Genomic DNA, 14,789 nt, shown 5'->3' with positions numbered 1-14,789 from the left:
AACAATTTATGTTTAGACTTTATTATTCATTCAAATACCAACCTCTTCATCAACTTCCTTCTTTAATTTACCAAAAGATAGCTCCTTATTTTTTGCCCCCAATGTAACGTACCCTTTAGTTAGATCTTCAGTTGTATTCTCTAGAAGTTTCATAAACTGTGTATATACAAAATTAAGTTTAGAATCCTGCATGTCTTTTCCGAAAACTTCATAAATAAGTTCCTCTATCATTTGATCCATCCCCCATAATTTAATATGCAAAAGTTCATGTATTACTAATTCCTCTAAATTTGTTGCCTTAGGATTAAAATTATTTATTAAAAGTATAGCTTTTTTATCTTCTGAATTTATCTTTACATCACCTGATTTTCTCCAATCCTTTTCAACAAATTCATATTGAATATCCCAATCTCTTAATCTCAAAACATCTTGCCATTCACTTAATAATTCTTTTAGATCATTCTCATTAAATTTCATACCACTTCACCTCTTTTTAAAATTGATTTTAACCTTCATTTAATAATTTTTATTTTAAAACCTTTTATAGATAAACTACTTCATAATAAAATCTATATTCTTAAATTCTCATACGAGATCGCTCAATAATTTTAAAAATAAGTTTCAGTTTGAAGTGAGTATCTTTAATTGAACCCATAAAATAATTTTAACACAATTAATATTAAATGGAAAATAAATGCAATAACGTGTCGCCATAAAAATACCTATTTTATTATATATTTCATTATCAATGTTCATTCTGTTTAAGTATAACGAATTTTCGTAAGTGGAATAATAAATCTGTTACAAACATAGGAGGTGAATCTTTTGGAACAACAAACTTTTGCACCAGCAGAAACTATGCAATTACATGAACTACTCAACTTCAAAACTATTTGTATGACAACATCTAAAATGATGGAAGGTGTAGTTTTTGATCAAGAATTAAAGGCTTTATTAGAGAAAGATGTTAGATTGTCAATTCCAGCTATAAATGACTTACAAGGTCTACTCGGAAAAGCCCCAAAATTGAGATAGGAGGTGTAATCAAAATATGATTAATGATTATTTGGAAGTAAGAAATGCAGAAGGAATGCCGAAGATGGTAGATGAAACTATGGCCCTCGCTTTCTTATTAAATGCCAAAAACGGAGTAAGAAACTATGCTATTGCTTTAACAGAAGCTGCTACCCCAGAGGTAAGGGTCGCTCTGAATGCTCAATTAAATGATGCAATAAACTTACATGAAGAATTAACCGCTCTCATGATTAGAAAAGGTTGGTTTCACCCAGTTGATTTGGAAAAGCAATTTCAAATGGATATGGAATCTTCAAGAAATGCAGTACAAATTGCAAGCTTAAATCTTTTCCCTGGTGATACGAGCAGACTTGGGGATTTCGCAACTCCATATGTTTAAGAAGGAGGTAAAAATTTATGAAAGCTGTAACATTTCAAGGTATTAAAAACGTACAGGTAAAGGATGTACCAGCACCATCAATACAAAAAGCTGATGATATAATTGTAAGAATCACAAATACAGCTATTTGCGGATCAGATTTACATCTTATTCATGATATGGTCCCTAATATGTATCAAGATTATATAATAGGCCATGAACCAATGGGTATTGTAGAAGAAGTTGGTCCAGATGTAACCAAGTTAAAAAAAGGTGATAAAGTTGTTGTACCTTTTAATGTAAGCTGCGGAGAATGTTATTACTGCAAACATGATTTAACTTGTATGTGCGATAATTCAAACCCTCATGGTGAAAATGGTGGGTTTTTCGGATATTCAGAAACCTTTGGAGGTTATCCTGGCGGTCAAGCTGAGTACTTAAGAGTTCCTTATGGAAACTTTACCCCTTTCCGCATACCTGAAGACTGCGAAGTAAAAGACGAAAGTTTACTTCTTATGTCAGATGCCATGGGCACAGCATATTGGAGTGTTGAAAATGCTGGAGTTAAACCTGGCAATACTGTAGTTATTTTAGGCTGTGGACCCGTAGGTTTATTAGCCCAAAAGTTTGCATGGTTACACGGTGCAGAAAGAGTTATTGCAGTTGATTACATAGATTATCGTTTGAAACATGCTGAAAAGTATAACTTAGTAGAAACTGTCAACTTTGAACAACATGACAATACCGGTGAATATTTAAAGGAAATAACTCACGGAGGTGCGGATGTTGTTATTGATTGCGTAGGAATGGATGGAAAAATGACGCCAATGGAATTTGTTGGATCAGGCTTAAAACTTCAAAGCGGTGCTCTTGGAGGCTTTAATATAGCAACTCAAGCAGTCAGAAAAGGTGGAATGATACAAGTTACAGGCGTATACGGTGGAAGGTACAATGCTTTTCCTCTTGGAGACTTAATAAACCGTAATATAAATATAAGAACAGGCCAAGCACCTGTAATTCCTTACATGCCAATACTTTACAATCTCCTTAATGAGGGAAAAATCGATCCAAGTGATATTATCACTCATAGGCTTCCGCTTGATGATGCTCCTCATGGATATAAAGCTTTCGATACAAAAACTGAAGATTGTATTAAGGTTATTTTAAAACCATAAATTGTTATCTAAAGAAGGAGGTTACTATATGAATGAGCAATTTATTACACCTCATGAAACTTTACAATTGCATGAACTATTAACGCTAAAGAATCTTAGTTTAACAAAGGCAATTACTATGTCGCCTTTAGTAGAAGATAACGAACTAAAATCAATTATGAAGGAAAGCGTTTCTGCTGAACAAATTCAGATTGGAGAATTAAGAGCATATATGGAACAATCTTATGTAGCTAAGTACAATCAATAAAAAAATACAGAAACGATTTTTCAATATTTTTAAAGCAAACATTTTATTTCAACAAAATGTTTTTTTTATATAAATCAAAAGAAATCTACTAAAATAAGCAAGTTTTTAAGGAGGTGATTTTATGAATTCGGTAATAGAAAATCTTACTGGTCTAAACAAGATGAGTGATCAACTTATTGCAACAGATTTTTTACTTTCAGCAAAAAGTGCTGTGAGAAGTTATTCCATTGCATTAACTGAAGCAACCACCCCTGAACTTAGGCTAACTTTAAGAAATCACTTGAATGCAGCTATTTCTACACATGAAAAGATTTTTAATTATATGTTAAATAAAGGTTATTACAATGCTTATGATATCTCTGAACAATTTAAAATAGATATGCAAAGTACAGATACTGCTTTAAAGCTCAAAGGAACTTCTGAAAAACTTTTATTTAGATGATAAACTAATAGAATGTTCTAGTAATGAATATAAGGTTCCTGTAACAACCACAATTACAACTATTTATTTTATAAAGATGAAACACTTCAATTCGAAATCTATTTTCAAAGCCCTATGCATTATAAACGGATAATTTGAAAATATAAATCTAATCACGAAGTGGTTCAACTATAGTTGTATATTAGGTAACTTACAGGAACCTTATTCTATTCTTTCATTCATTAGTGAGTCTTCAATGGATCATAATCGATTATTACATCTAATACTAATGTGCCATCTTCCTTTATATCCTTTATAGTTACTTTTATATTGTTTGAATAATTAGCAACTAATTTATCATAAATTGCATACTGGCACTTATAATTACTTTCATCATAGTGATATAAGTAGAGTGTTCTTGTTCCAACATATCCTTTATTATATATTGCAGTTATCGTAGTTGCTCCACTCTTCACTTTTTTAACTTTAACATCTGGCTTTGTATATCCATCCATAGTAAAATAGATATCATTTAGCTGCTTTCCAGTCTTATTAGCCACATAAATATTAGGCCATGATTGCATTATCATTGTTCCAGAAAATCCTGGCATGTTAATTCCTCCTCTTATTTTTTATAACCCCCCATAATATACCTCTTTACTCATTACTAATTATGTTACTTTAAACTGTACTAATATTAATGAGTTCTAATATTAATGAGTTCTAATATTGTCATAATCTAAGGTGACACTGAAATGTAAAGAGCCTGTCTTATCTATACTTGTGATTAGTACTCGTATATTATTACAATAACTAGCGGTTATTTGATCATATATTATATACTGATGCTTCACGTTATTTTTGTCATAATGATATAAATATAATGCTTTCGTTCCAGCATATCCTTTGTTATATATACTTGTGGTCTTCGTCTCTCCACATTTTATTCTTTTTATTTTAGGATCCTTTGCCTTGTAATCATCTATAGTAAAAAATATATTTTCTAGATCTTGGTCAGTTTTATTTACAACGAAAATTGTTGGTAAAACTTGTGGTAAAAAAAACACTTTCCTCGCCCTCCCATAACCATTATTTACATAAATTTGCATAACTTATAAATATATGATACTCCCCATTAAACTTAAAGTAAACTATAGAACTCTACTTTGAACCTTAAGAAAAACTTAATTTTATATAATTTTTTTCACTATTAATAAGTATCCATAAATCTTTATAACAAAGCATAATTACAACTTTTTTCTTATACGAAAATTTAAGTATTCATAGATTTTGTTTTGTTACATTTAACAGAATAACAAGGGCAGGTAGTTTTGATTTACTACCTGCCACTAATTTTACTTCTATAATTTCAACACAAAGCCTTATATTATATCAAAAACCAATACATTCACAGAGTTTGATGGCAAATCCAATGTTACACTATTGTTTATTAATTTTATATCTAGTTCTACTGGAATTATCTTTTCATCATTCTTCTTATTTACATTAGGTAGATGGGCAATATCTTCTTCTCCTGTTAATACAATTGCCTTAGCTCTATCAGATAAATAAATGTCTTTAATATCTACATTTATTTTTTTCTGGAAATTGTCTGCATTTACAAGTTTAATATAAACATGTTCAGAATCTCGTGTTACTGAATTAAATACTTGATTATTATAAGCTTCCAGCTTGTAATCTAATACTTTACTAAAATTGACACCATCGTTATACGAGCAAATTAAATTACTACCGTGAACCCCACCATAATTTACAGTAATAGAATATTCTATACCGTTCTTTATTTCCTCATATGTTGCAGCTCTTAAATTCCCTGACGCTGTACTGGATGAATAATCACCTAAAGTATAACCTTCTACCCCATTTTTAAACACCTTCACACCAGTTGCATTACCACCGTAAGCAATTGCGTACTCTAATACATTTTTACTTTCAAGTTCAACGTTTGTTAGTCCTACTCCAACATAGAATCCGTCAATACCTTGAATTTTAGAGGCTAGGACTTCTACTTTATAGTTTTTCCATTTATCATTCATTATATATAATCCATTAAGTCCCGATGCTTGAGCTTTAAGAACTAGACCTTTTGTTGAATCAATTGTATAACCTGCAGATCCAGGAATCACATTCCAAATCTCACTTAATTCCTTTGTAAAATCTTGTTCAAAAATTATTTTTCCACTTTCATTACAAAGAATTTTCACATTTTTTATAGCAATTTCTGCATTTCCAGTGGCAATTTCAATACCTCCACATGAAACTAGTTCTTTCTTTTCACCTTTTTGATAACTAGAGAAAGACGTTTTTAATGTCTTCATTCCTATATATTTAGCAAATAATTGTTGTACATAATAGTTTGGTGTGTGCCATACTGTTTCATCATCGAACCAAATACAATCTGGTGTCCATCTGTAAACATCGTCAGTCAAAACTTTGTTAAATAGCGGTGCTGTTGCCGCAAGCCTTACTACATCTGAATTGTTTTCAAACCCAGTCATTACTGCTGCTTCAGCTATTGCTCCTGATAATGTATTCTTATCTGTTGAAGCATATTCTCCAACAAAAACCTTTGAAGTTTCTTTTTCATTTAAGCTGCCATCAGAATTGTAGGCTCTATAATAATAGTTGTATCTATCAACATTATTTAAAAGATATTGGTTTGAACGATAATAATGTTCATCTGCTATTGTCTCCATGTAATGACTTTGTTTCTTATACCAAGAAACTTCTTCTTCAGTACTTATCTTTCCATCAGTAAAGCTTACCTTTGTAGTTCCGGTTAAATTACCACTTAAGAACTTCCATCCATTTTGATACGCATCATCATCTGCTTGAGCTCCCACAGTTGATATAATATATAACACATAACCAGGATAATTCTTTTCCATATACTCATCAATTGCTGCCTTAAAAATTTCAAAACTAGCAAAGAATTCAGTCCCCCAGTTTTCATTACCAACTCCTAAATAATGAAGATCAAAAGGTGCTTCATGCCCCATTTTTTTACGTAGCTTTGCCCATTTATTATTTTCAAAGTCAGTACTTATTGCAAAGTCTATAAGGTCAGTAAAGTTATTGATATATCTATCTCTAAGTGCTCCTCCTGCTGGGTTAGCATAATCTGAACGAGCCTGACATAAAACACCACAAGCCATTACAGGAAGTGGTGTTGCATTTAGATCTTCAGCTAATTGGAAGTATTCCATATAGCCAAGACCCATAGTCATACCATATCCCCATACATTAAAGTTTTCCTTACGTAACTCAACATCATCTACAGAATCCTTCCAATCATAAACATTGTCCCATATAAAAGACCCTTCAGAAATACATCCTCCTGGAAAACGTAAGAAGGTTGGGTGAAGCTTTACTAAGGACTCAACCAAATCTCTTCTCAATCTATAATTTGGATTCCCATTATAGTTAAAGTGAGCAGTCTTTGAGGATTTTTCTTCAGACACCCCCCAAACATCCTCAGGAACTAAAGATACCATATCAATTGATACTTCACCTTCAAAGCTTAACACAAGCTGACCAAGTACTGACTTAGAGCCAGTTAATACAACTTTAGTTTCTACACCATACTTTTTCCAAGTATTATTTCCTTCTACCTTAACTACCGCCACATCACTAATTGCATTATTATCACTATCTTTTAATTCAAGTGTTATAGTAGATTCTTTCTCTGCCTTTGCCCAAATTGTAAAGTCATATTTTGCGTCGTTTCTTATGAACATAGAGCAATAGTTATTTGTATCTGAAAAACCTCTATTATATATAGTTGCGCCGCTAGCAACTGTAACATAATAAGAGTTAATTTCTTTATCTTCTATTTTAAAGAAATCATTTAATCCCCCTTCATTTTTAACTTTAACCTTATCTAAATCTCCGTACCAAGCTTCTAATGGAGTATGATTTCTTCCAGTAGATACTGCATTTTCTCCCGACTCTATGGAATAAGTGTCAAAAGAAAAAGCTTCAAAGGAACGGTTTCTTACGAGTTCTGCATAAATTCCACCATCTGCAGCATTATTTATATCTTCATAAAATAGACCATATAAAGTTTCGCTTATATCAACAACTTCCTTGCTTCCGTCAATTGTTAGCATATATTGTGGCAGATCTTTTGGAAGAACAGATATTTCAAAAGACTTTTCTGTGGAATAACTCCCCTTTTGCAACTTAGCAGTAATTGTTATTCCTTGAGGTTTCTCTATAGACTTTACTACACCTTCATCGGTTAAAACATCCTTATTACTTGATTCCCAGTAAACATTTACTTTTCCACCCATAAGAGCTGTAGGTAAAGTTACATCATTAGACAAAATTGAAGCTGGAAATGATAAGTACTTATCTTTTGCTAAATTTACTATTCCTTCATCAGTCAGAGCTTCACACATAACCTCAATCACTTCATCTTCACTTAAAGCTGCTTTATAAACACGAAAATCTGTAAGTGAACCACAGAAATCAACATCCACTTCATGTTGAGATTTACCTATGCTATTACTGCTATAATTTTCTTCTTTATTAAAGGTATCAAACCATTCTCTAAGCTTTGCATAAGTTCCGCTAGAGGTTTGACTTATTAATCCGTTAGCTACTACCCTGCCATTAACGTATACGATTGGGCCAGCATTACTTAAAGTTCCTCCCTCAGTGCCAAAAATCGTATATGCAACATGTAGCCACTCTCCAATTGGATAAGTTTGTCCAGCATCAGCAACAATATCAGCTCCTGCATTTAATACTCCACGTAAATTACGAGTTAAGAATAAATATGGGCCTGCTGGTCCTTTTCCGAAATCAAAAATTCTCTCCCACACACTTAATCCTTTATCTAAATATACCCATGTTGATATTGTTAATCCTGTGTTATCATTTACATCTTTGAGTAAATTGGAAGGTAGACTTATGTAGGAGGTTTTATGTTTCCCTCCTTGAAACTTTGCAGCGATTTTACCAGCAACTGTTTTAATAATTGGCTTTGCTTCTCCTAATACTTCTCCATGGTTTCCATTATTCGAACTATCTTTGCCTACATGGTTTAAATCATCAAATTTATAATGCGCAATCATTTTATCACTATAATTAATCTTATCATTGTACTGTCTCATATAATAACCCCTTTCATACTATTTTAGATAATAAACATTTCATACTTATATAAACTATTTTACATTATTATAAAATAGTATGTCAATTTATAATTTTATAATTAGCTGGTTAACATCCAATAAAGTAAATTATAAATCCATGTTAATTACTTAATAAGACTCAATTACACACTATTATCAGATAGTATTTTCACTTTTAAAAAATTATAATTATATGTATTTTCTGCTGTATATAACTACATTTAATTGAGATTATGATAAAACAAAGTTCTTTCTTCTATACAATATTAAAATAAATAGACTGAGTAGTATGAATTAGCAAATTAGTTTTAAAATAATAAATTGAAATGCAAAAAAGGCAGTTCGATTTGAACTACCTTTTTTCTATATATCATTAAATTATTTTATTTATCTATGCTGCATTTAACTCTTGAGCATCATCATCGTTATCTTTGCTCTTAAACAGGTTAAGTATTACTCTTAAAGTAAAGCCACCGCCTAAGAAAGCAATCATAAATGTTAGAAGTATAATTATGTCTTTATGTAGAACTGCAGTATTTACTCCGCCGATAATCATTCTAAGTGTATTTATCGCATAGGTCATCGGGAAGATTTGTCCAACAACTCTATAAAAAGTAGGAGCTGTCTCTATTGGGAAAGTTCCACCTGAAGATGATAGTTGTAAAAGGAATATAATGAACATTATTGGCGTACCTATTACCCCAATAGCATGAGATACTCCATACATTACACTAAAGAACACAATTGCAATAAAGATATTACTTACATAAAAACTTGTTATGTTTGTAGCATCAATGTTTAATCCCTTAACTAACGCAAAGCTTAAAATCAAGGCTTGTAAAGTTGCCATTATTGCACCAAATGCAAATTTACCACCAAAGCTCCTAATAAACCTATTCTCAGTCACATTAAGCTTCTTTGCTATTGATAATACAAGGTTTATGAACATAGAGCCTAACCATAAAGAAAGACATACAAAGTATGGTGCAAGTCCTTCTCCATAATACTTAATATCATTTATTGAGTTATCCTTAAGGGTAACTGGTGCTGATACAAACTTAGACATATTATCAGAGTTAAACTTCAAGTTTTCATTCATTTTATCAAAACCACTAATTAGTCCATCTTTAAGTTTAGCAGCTCCATCATTAGCATCATTTAATCCATTCTTCAGCGCTACTGAACCGCTGCTTAATTTATTAAGTCCATCTGTTAATTCTCCTGTTTTTACTGCCGCTGTATTTAACCCGTCTTTTAAACTAGTAGTTCCAGCACTGGCAGATTGTAAGCCATCTCTTAAAGAAGTTGAGCCAATACTCAATTGATTCAAACCACTAGATAACTCACCAGTTTTTTCAGTTGCTGTATTTAAACCTGCTTGCAAAGCTGAGCTACCATTTTGAATTGCTTTTGCTCCAGCTATAAGCTGATCTACACCGACTGCTGCTTTGTTTTGAGTTTCTGATAGACCGCTCACTAATTGATTTATCCCAGAATAAAGATTCTTAGAACCGTCACTTAACTGTTGTAAAGTATCAGGTAGCGGTTTTACTGCTTCAGCTAAATCTGAAAGGTGTCCACCTATGTTGTTATTTTGGTTAGCAGTATTTAAACTTTTAATAGTTCCGATTAACAAAGCTATTTTTTGCTTATCAATATCTGTTAAACTAGAATTATTTATATCATTTAGAAGGCTTGGATCAATCTTACTATTTGCATTGCTAATAGCACCACTTTCTAAATTAATCCCATCTGCTAATGCTTTAACATTGTCATAAGTTAAATCTTTTGCCCCAGCCTTTAATGCAGCAGTTCCATCACTAAGGGCTTTAGCACCACCGACAAGTTTAGGTATCTGATCATTGCTAGCTGTTAAGTTTTGCTTAAATGTATTTAATCCATCTATTAATTTTCCAGAACCATCTACAACTTGAGCTTCTCCATTAGCAAGTGTATTTAATCCTGATATTAAACCTGCTGATCCATTAGAAGCTTGATTAAGTCCACTTGATAAAGTATTACTTCCATCTAATAATTGCTTTGTTCCATTTTCAAGAGTTGCAGCTCCGTTACTCGCTTGCATTAAACCATCTTTTAATTGTCCTGATCCACTTGCAGCAGTCCCAAGTCCATCAGCTAAGGTTTTACTACCATCTAAAAGCTTCTGAGTACCATCTTGTAACTGTGATGCACCGTCACCAGCATCTTTGATAGAAACCTTAACATCATACAAACTGTCAATTAATGCTTTAGAGATCTCTTTCTGAATACTTGAACTTACTTCAGTCTTAATACTTTCTGCTACCTTTTCTGATATTTGAGAAAATACAAAGTTTCTTCCTTTATTTCCTTCATAAATTACCTCAGGAGTATTAAATGTTCCATCCTGTGAAGCAGCAATTTTTTGAGAAAAATCTTCAGGTATTTCTATCATCGCATAATAGTCAGTGCCTTTAACGCCTTTTTGAGCATCTTCATAGCTCACAAACTTCCAAGCTACTTTATCATTTGTTTTTAGATTCTTCTCAAGTTCCTTTCCTACTGCGTACTCCTTGCCATCCTTAGTAACTGACTTATCCATATTTACAAAGGCTACTGGTACATTGTCAAGCCTACCATATGGATCCCAGAATGCTCCAAGGTAAATAGAAGAATAAAGCATTGGTATGAACATTACTGCTGCTAATGCTATGCTTAAAATGATAATTAGCGTTTTTTTACTGCTTGTCTTATTTTTTCCGTTCATTCTTTTACCTCCCTTAACTTGTATTACTATTTTTCTTATCATATAAGATAAGTTTTTTAACACGGAGGTTAAAATGGATAATATTATTTATGTTTATTCGTTTAATCAATTAAACCAACGACGCAAAAAAATTTATCTAAAATGACAAGTGCCCTCTATAAAACTCATAAGTAGCTTAATTTTTTCTATTGGGCTTTTTAACGTAAGAAAATAAAAATTTTCAGTACCTACTTTTTTTATTCCTACAAAACCTGCCTGTTTTAATATCTTTAGATGATGTGAAATAGCAGGTCTAGAAAGTGAAATTCCTTCAGTAATCTTATTTACATTAAGTCCTTCTTCTTCTTCTGCTAAAAGCATAATTATATTTTGTCTGTTTTCATCAGCTAAAACATTAAAAAAAGGAATGCATTGCCTAAATATATCTATAATTTGTTCCTTATTTGGCTTATTATCCATACTAACCTCCAACCGTTTATTGGTTTAATCTCTTAAACATATTATTATAATAAAACTTTATAATTCTTTTGTCAATATGTGTCGAAGAATGTATACAATTACATAAAAATCTTAATTTAAATTTTAAAGGCATCTGCAATTGGTATTGCAAGACACCTTTAATTTAAAACAAACTTAAAAACATAAAATATCTTCAAAGTACTGTGTTATTGCTTTTTTATTGTTCCCTAGATTTATTTTTATTCCGTTTATATATATCATTAATTGCTCAGTGAAATAAATATGTACATCATACTTCAAATTTCTTTTTTCATATTCTTCTAGCATAAAATTATTCACGTAACTCTCAACATCTTTAATAGATGAACTGTTATTTTCCTGTTTTTTTCTTTTTAATTCTTCAAATAAAGTATTTTTAACTTCCTTCATTATTTTGTAAAGATTCATTTGTTTCCATCTTAATGTTCTTAGTTTCAAATCTTTAAAAATTTCTTCTTGTTCTTTTCTTACTATAGGAACACCATGCAACTGTTTTTCGAGCTTCCTAATTGTTGAGTTATTCCTATCAAACTTGCTCATAATAAAAAGTGCTCCATAATCATATTCTGTTCTTATAATTCTTCCATAAATCTGTTTTAGGTCAATAGATACAATTGGAAAATTAACATTAGCATAAGATTGCCAATAATCTTTTCCTCTTTCAAGCCCCTTTTCTACTAAAGATTTATATAGTGGTTCTTTACTATTAATATTGGGAACCTTATCTAAGATTACATTAGTCATAGTGTCTCCTGGAATATCTATTCCTTCAAAAAAGCCTTTTGAACCCAATAGTATAAACCTTTTTTCTCTGGATTTAAGCTTTTCTATGTCTTTTTTTCCTTCTACAATTCTTACATCTAAATTTTTAAGTTCCAATGCAGCAGCAGATTTAAAAGCTTGTAATCTTTTTTTACTTGTAAAGAGAATAATTATATTTCCTTCAATATTATTTAAAAGCTCTAAAACAAAACTTTTCATTTCTTCTGAGAAAGCGCCAATATCATTTGGGTCCATGCTATCAAAGCTGTATATTGCGCTTCTTCCTTTATAATCAAAAACCGGTTCTATAGGAGGTACCTCTATTATTTCTTTATGCTGTGATTTAGCTATGCTTATTCCTAAATTATTTTTCAAATTATTGTATCCATTATCTGTGCTTAATGTAGCAGATATAAATAAACAACTTTTAGTACCTTTCAACACTTTTTCATAAAAATCACTTGATACATCTAAAGGAATGCTTGAAATTTTCCACCACTTAAGATTTTTTTCAACTTCAAAATAAAAACAGTGGTCATTTTTACTTTGTTCAATTACATTTTCAATCAGCTTAATATATCCGCTTATTACTTCAACTTTTTCAATCATTATCTTTAGCCGTTTATCTTTTTCTAGAGCAGTTATCTCTTTCAAAACATTAACAGCTTTATCAATATTTAAATTTAAGTCTGCAATATCTTCTTTTAAATATTGTAAACATTTTATAATCCCCGTCATATTTGGATTATTTTTGTTTAAGTGTTCTTTTATATTATAATCTCTATTTATTAAGTTAGAATTTATATAGCTATCAAAAGCTAATCCTACATTTTCTATTTGTTCTAGGCAATGATTTATTCCTATTTGTATATTTTTTAAAGGCAAATTATTATTTTTTGCTCTGAGTGATAGGTAATATAAGAAGCCATTTTTCCCTTCCTCATCATATATCTCTGTTAAAAACTTATAAAATTCATAAGATACAAGTGTCTCCTCAAAAGCCTCATAAGCTTCCTGTACAAGATTATGTGCTTCATCAATTACGATGTTTTCAAGTGGAGCTACACTCTGATATGGCCACTTAACTAATAAAGAATGATTCACTACTATTAATTGAGCTTCTTTTAACGCTTCCACCTTAGAAGCATAATAACACATATCTCGATATTTGCAGCTATCTACATCACAAAGCTCTGAATCACAAAAACACTGCTCTAGTAAGCCACTTAAATTAAACTTCTCTTTTATTAGATAATTAATTTCTTCTATATCACCAAAGCTTTTTTCTGTAATTAATCTCTTTAAATAGATATAACCTATGAGGTTTTTCATATCTTTTGGATACTCTATATCTTCAAATCTATAATAGCATAAATAATTACTTTTCCCTTTTATTAATGTATAGCTAATATCATTTTTCAAGTTCAAAGCCTCTAAAAGGTTTGGAATATCCTTATCAACCAATTGATTCTGAAGTCCTTTTGTATTTGTAGAAACAATAACTTTTTCCTCTTCTAGATGAGTATAAATAGAAGCAGGCAATAAATACGCCATACTTTTTCCAAGTCCAGTAGGAGCTTCCATAATAGTAAACTTGTTTCCTTCTAACCCTTCTTTTATGAACCTAGATGCATCTCTTTGCTGAGGCCTAAGCTTATAGCCACTTCTATTTCTTTTCCATATATCTTCATTTTCGAAAAGTTTTTCATAGTCTTTAAGAGCAAAGACAGTATATTTTTTTTGATTTTCCACTTTAGTTTTCTGGGGGATATTGGAAATAAAATTCTTAACATCATCCATATTTATGTTTGTTATAAACCTATACCAATCCCATGCTTCTAGCTCTGTGATACTCATTGGGATTGTAAAACCATTATCAAAGTAAAACATACTTATGGCATAATTAACGACTTCAATAGTATCTTCTGAATCACTAAGTCCTCTATGTATTTCTATCCTATTCTTAGGTAAAAGTTTTTTCATCAAATATTGGAGATTAAATTCATGAAACTCAGGAAAAAGAATAGCTATAAGCTCCAATGAATCCAAAAACTTATTTTCTACTTTAAGAAAACTCTTTTCAAAAGCTGCGTTATGACAAATTATCGGAAATTCTTCAATAAAGTCAACCAAATTGTTCATAACTTCATCCAATTCAGGTGCACTCTCCAATGCTTCTTGATTTATTCCAGTACACAAATCAAGAATATTTAATGGAACTTCCATTTTTGGATCTACTAAACTACTAAACTTAGTAACAATATTATCTTTTATTTTAACTGCACCAATTTCTATTATTCTATCTTCTAATGGATTGAGTCCAGTTGTCTCAATATCTAAAAATACTACGTTATTTAATATACTAAAAGGATACATACTTTCTCCTCG

The 14,789-nt window shown here is 31.0% G+C and carries 12 protein-coding genes; 5 read left to right on the top strand and 7 right to left on the bottom strand.

Annotation, left to right across the window (positions count from 1 at the left end; translation table 11 throughout):
- Positions 1 to 30 precede the first annotated feature (30 nt).
- Positions 31 to 477 carry a hypothetical protein gene (locus tag bsdtw1_RS09155; protein WP_183277272.1) on the bottom strand — a complete coding sequence of 149 codons (447 nt, stop codon included), beginning with the start codon at positions 475 to 477 and terminating at the stop codon, positions 31 to 33.
- A 339-nt stretch (positions 478 to 816) separates the two neighbouring features.
- On the opposite strand from bsdtw1_RS09155, the gene bsdtw1_RS09150 reads away from it, so the two are divergent.
- The 5 genes from bsdtw1_RS09150 (at position 817) to bsdtw1_RS09130 (ending at position 3,257) form a co-directional block, all read left to right on the top strand.
- Positions 817 to 1,035, top strand: coding sequence for a spore coat protein (locus bsdtw1_RS09150; RefSeq protein WP_371874672.1), 219 nt, complete (start codon positions 817 to 819; stop codon positions 1,033 to 1,035).
- A gap of 16 nt (positions 1,036 to 1,051) precedes the next feature.
- Positions 1,052 to 1,414 carry a spore coat protein gene (locus bsdtw1_RS09145; protein WP_183277270.1) on the top strand — a complete coding sequence of 121 codons (363 nt, stop codon included), beginning with the start codon at positions 1,052 to 1,054 and terminating at the stop codon, positions 1,412 to 1,414.
- A gap of 17 nt (positions 1,415 to 1,431) precedes the next feature.
- The gene (locus tag bsdtw1_RS09140; protein WP_183277269.1) at positions 1,432 to 2,568 is read left to right on the top strand and encodes a zinc-dependent alcohol dehydrogenase; all 1,137 of its coding nucleotides are present in this window, start codon (positions 1,432 to 1,434) and stop codon (positions 2,566 to 2,568) included.
- Positions 2,569 to 2,596: 28 nt separating this feature from the next.
- Positions 2,597 to 2,815 (top strand): spore coat protein, encoded by a 219-nt coding sequence (locus bsdtw1_RS09135; protein ID WP_183277268.1) that lies wholly within the window; start codon positions 2,597 to 2,599, stop codon positions 2,813 to 2,815.
- A 121-nt stretch (positions 2,816 to 2,936) separates the two neighbouring features.
- Positions 2,937 to 3,257, top strand: coding sequence for a spore coat protein (locus bsdtw1_RS09130; RefSeq protein ID WP_183277267.1), 321 nt, complete (start codon positions 2,937 to 2,939; stop codon positions 3,255 to 3,257).
- A 221-nt stretch (positions 3,258 to 3,478) separates the two neighbouring features.
- Here bsdtw1_RS09130 and bsdtw1_RS09125 read toward each other — a convergent pair whose 3' ends face one another.
- From bsdtw1_RS09125 to bsdtw1_RS09100, 6 genes are all read right to left on the bottom strand, one after another.
- Positions 3,479 to 3,847, bottom strand: a complete 369-nt coding sequence (locus bsdtw1_RS09125) for a hypothetical protein (RefSeq protein ID WP_183277266.1) — start codon at positions 3,845 to 3,847, stop codon at positions 3,479 to 3,481.
- A 102-nt stretch (positions 3,848 to 3,949) separates the two neighbouring features.
- Positions 3,950 to 4,303 carry a hypothetical protein gene (locus bsdtw1_RS09120; RefSeq protein WP_183277265.1) on the bottom strand — a complete coding sequence of 118 codons (354 nt, stop codon included), beginning with the start codon at positions 4,301 to 4,303 and terminating at the stop codon, positions 3,950 to 3,952.
- A gap of 315 nt (positions 4,304 to 4,618) precedes the next feature.
- The gene (locus bsdtw1_RS09115) at positions 4,619 to 8,374 is read right to left on the bottom strand and encodes an alpha-L-arabinofuranosidase family protein (RefSeq protein ID WP_183277264.1); all 3,756 of its coding nucleotides are present in this window, start codon (positions 8,372 to 8,374) and stop codon (positions 4,619 to 4,621) included.
- A 412-nt stretch (positions 8,375 to 8,786) separates the two neighbouring features.
- Positions 8,787 to 11,141, bottom strand: coding sequence for a YhgE/Pip family protein (locus bsdtw1_RS09110; RefSeq protein WP_183277263.1), 2,355 nt, complete (start codon positions 11,139 to 11,141; stop codon positions 8,787 to 8,789).
- A gap of 132 nt (positions 11,142 to 11,273) precedes the next feature.
- A complete protein-coding gene (locus bsdtw1_RS09105) occupies positions 11,274 to 11,600 on the bottom strand; it encodes an ArsR/SmtB family transcription factor (RefSeq protein WP_183277262.1) in 327 nt (108 codons plus the stop codon).
- Between the two features lie 174 nt (positions 11,601 to 11,774).
- Positions 11,775 to 14,777 (bottom strand): exonuclease domain-containing protein, encoded by a 3,003-nt coding sequence (locus bsdtw1_RS09100; RefSeq protein ID WP_183277261.1) that lies wholly within the window; start codon positions 14,775 to 14,777, stop codon positions 11,775 to 11,777.
- Between the last annotated feature and the right edge of the window lie 12 nt (positions 14,778 to 14,789).

Source organism: Clostridium fungisolvens, assembly GCF_014193895.1.
Classification (GTDB): domain Bacteria; phylum Bacillota; class Clostridia; order Clostridiales; family Clostridiaceae; genus Clostridium_AR; species Clostridium_AR fungisolvens.
This window is presented reverse-complemented; position numbering and strand designations above follow the sequence as displayed.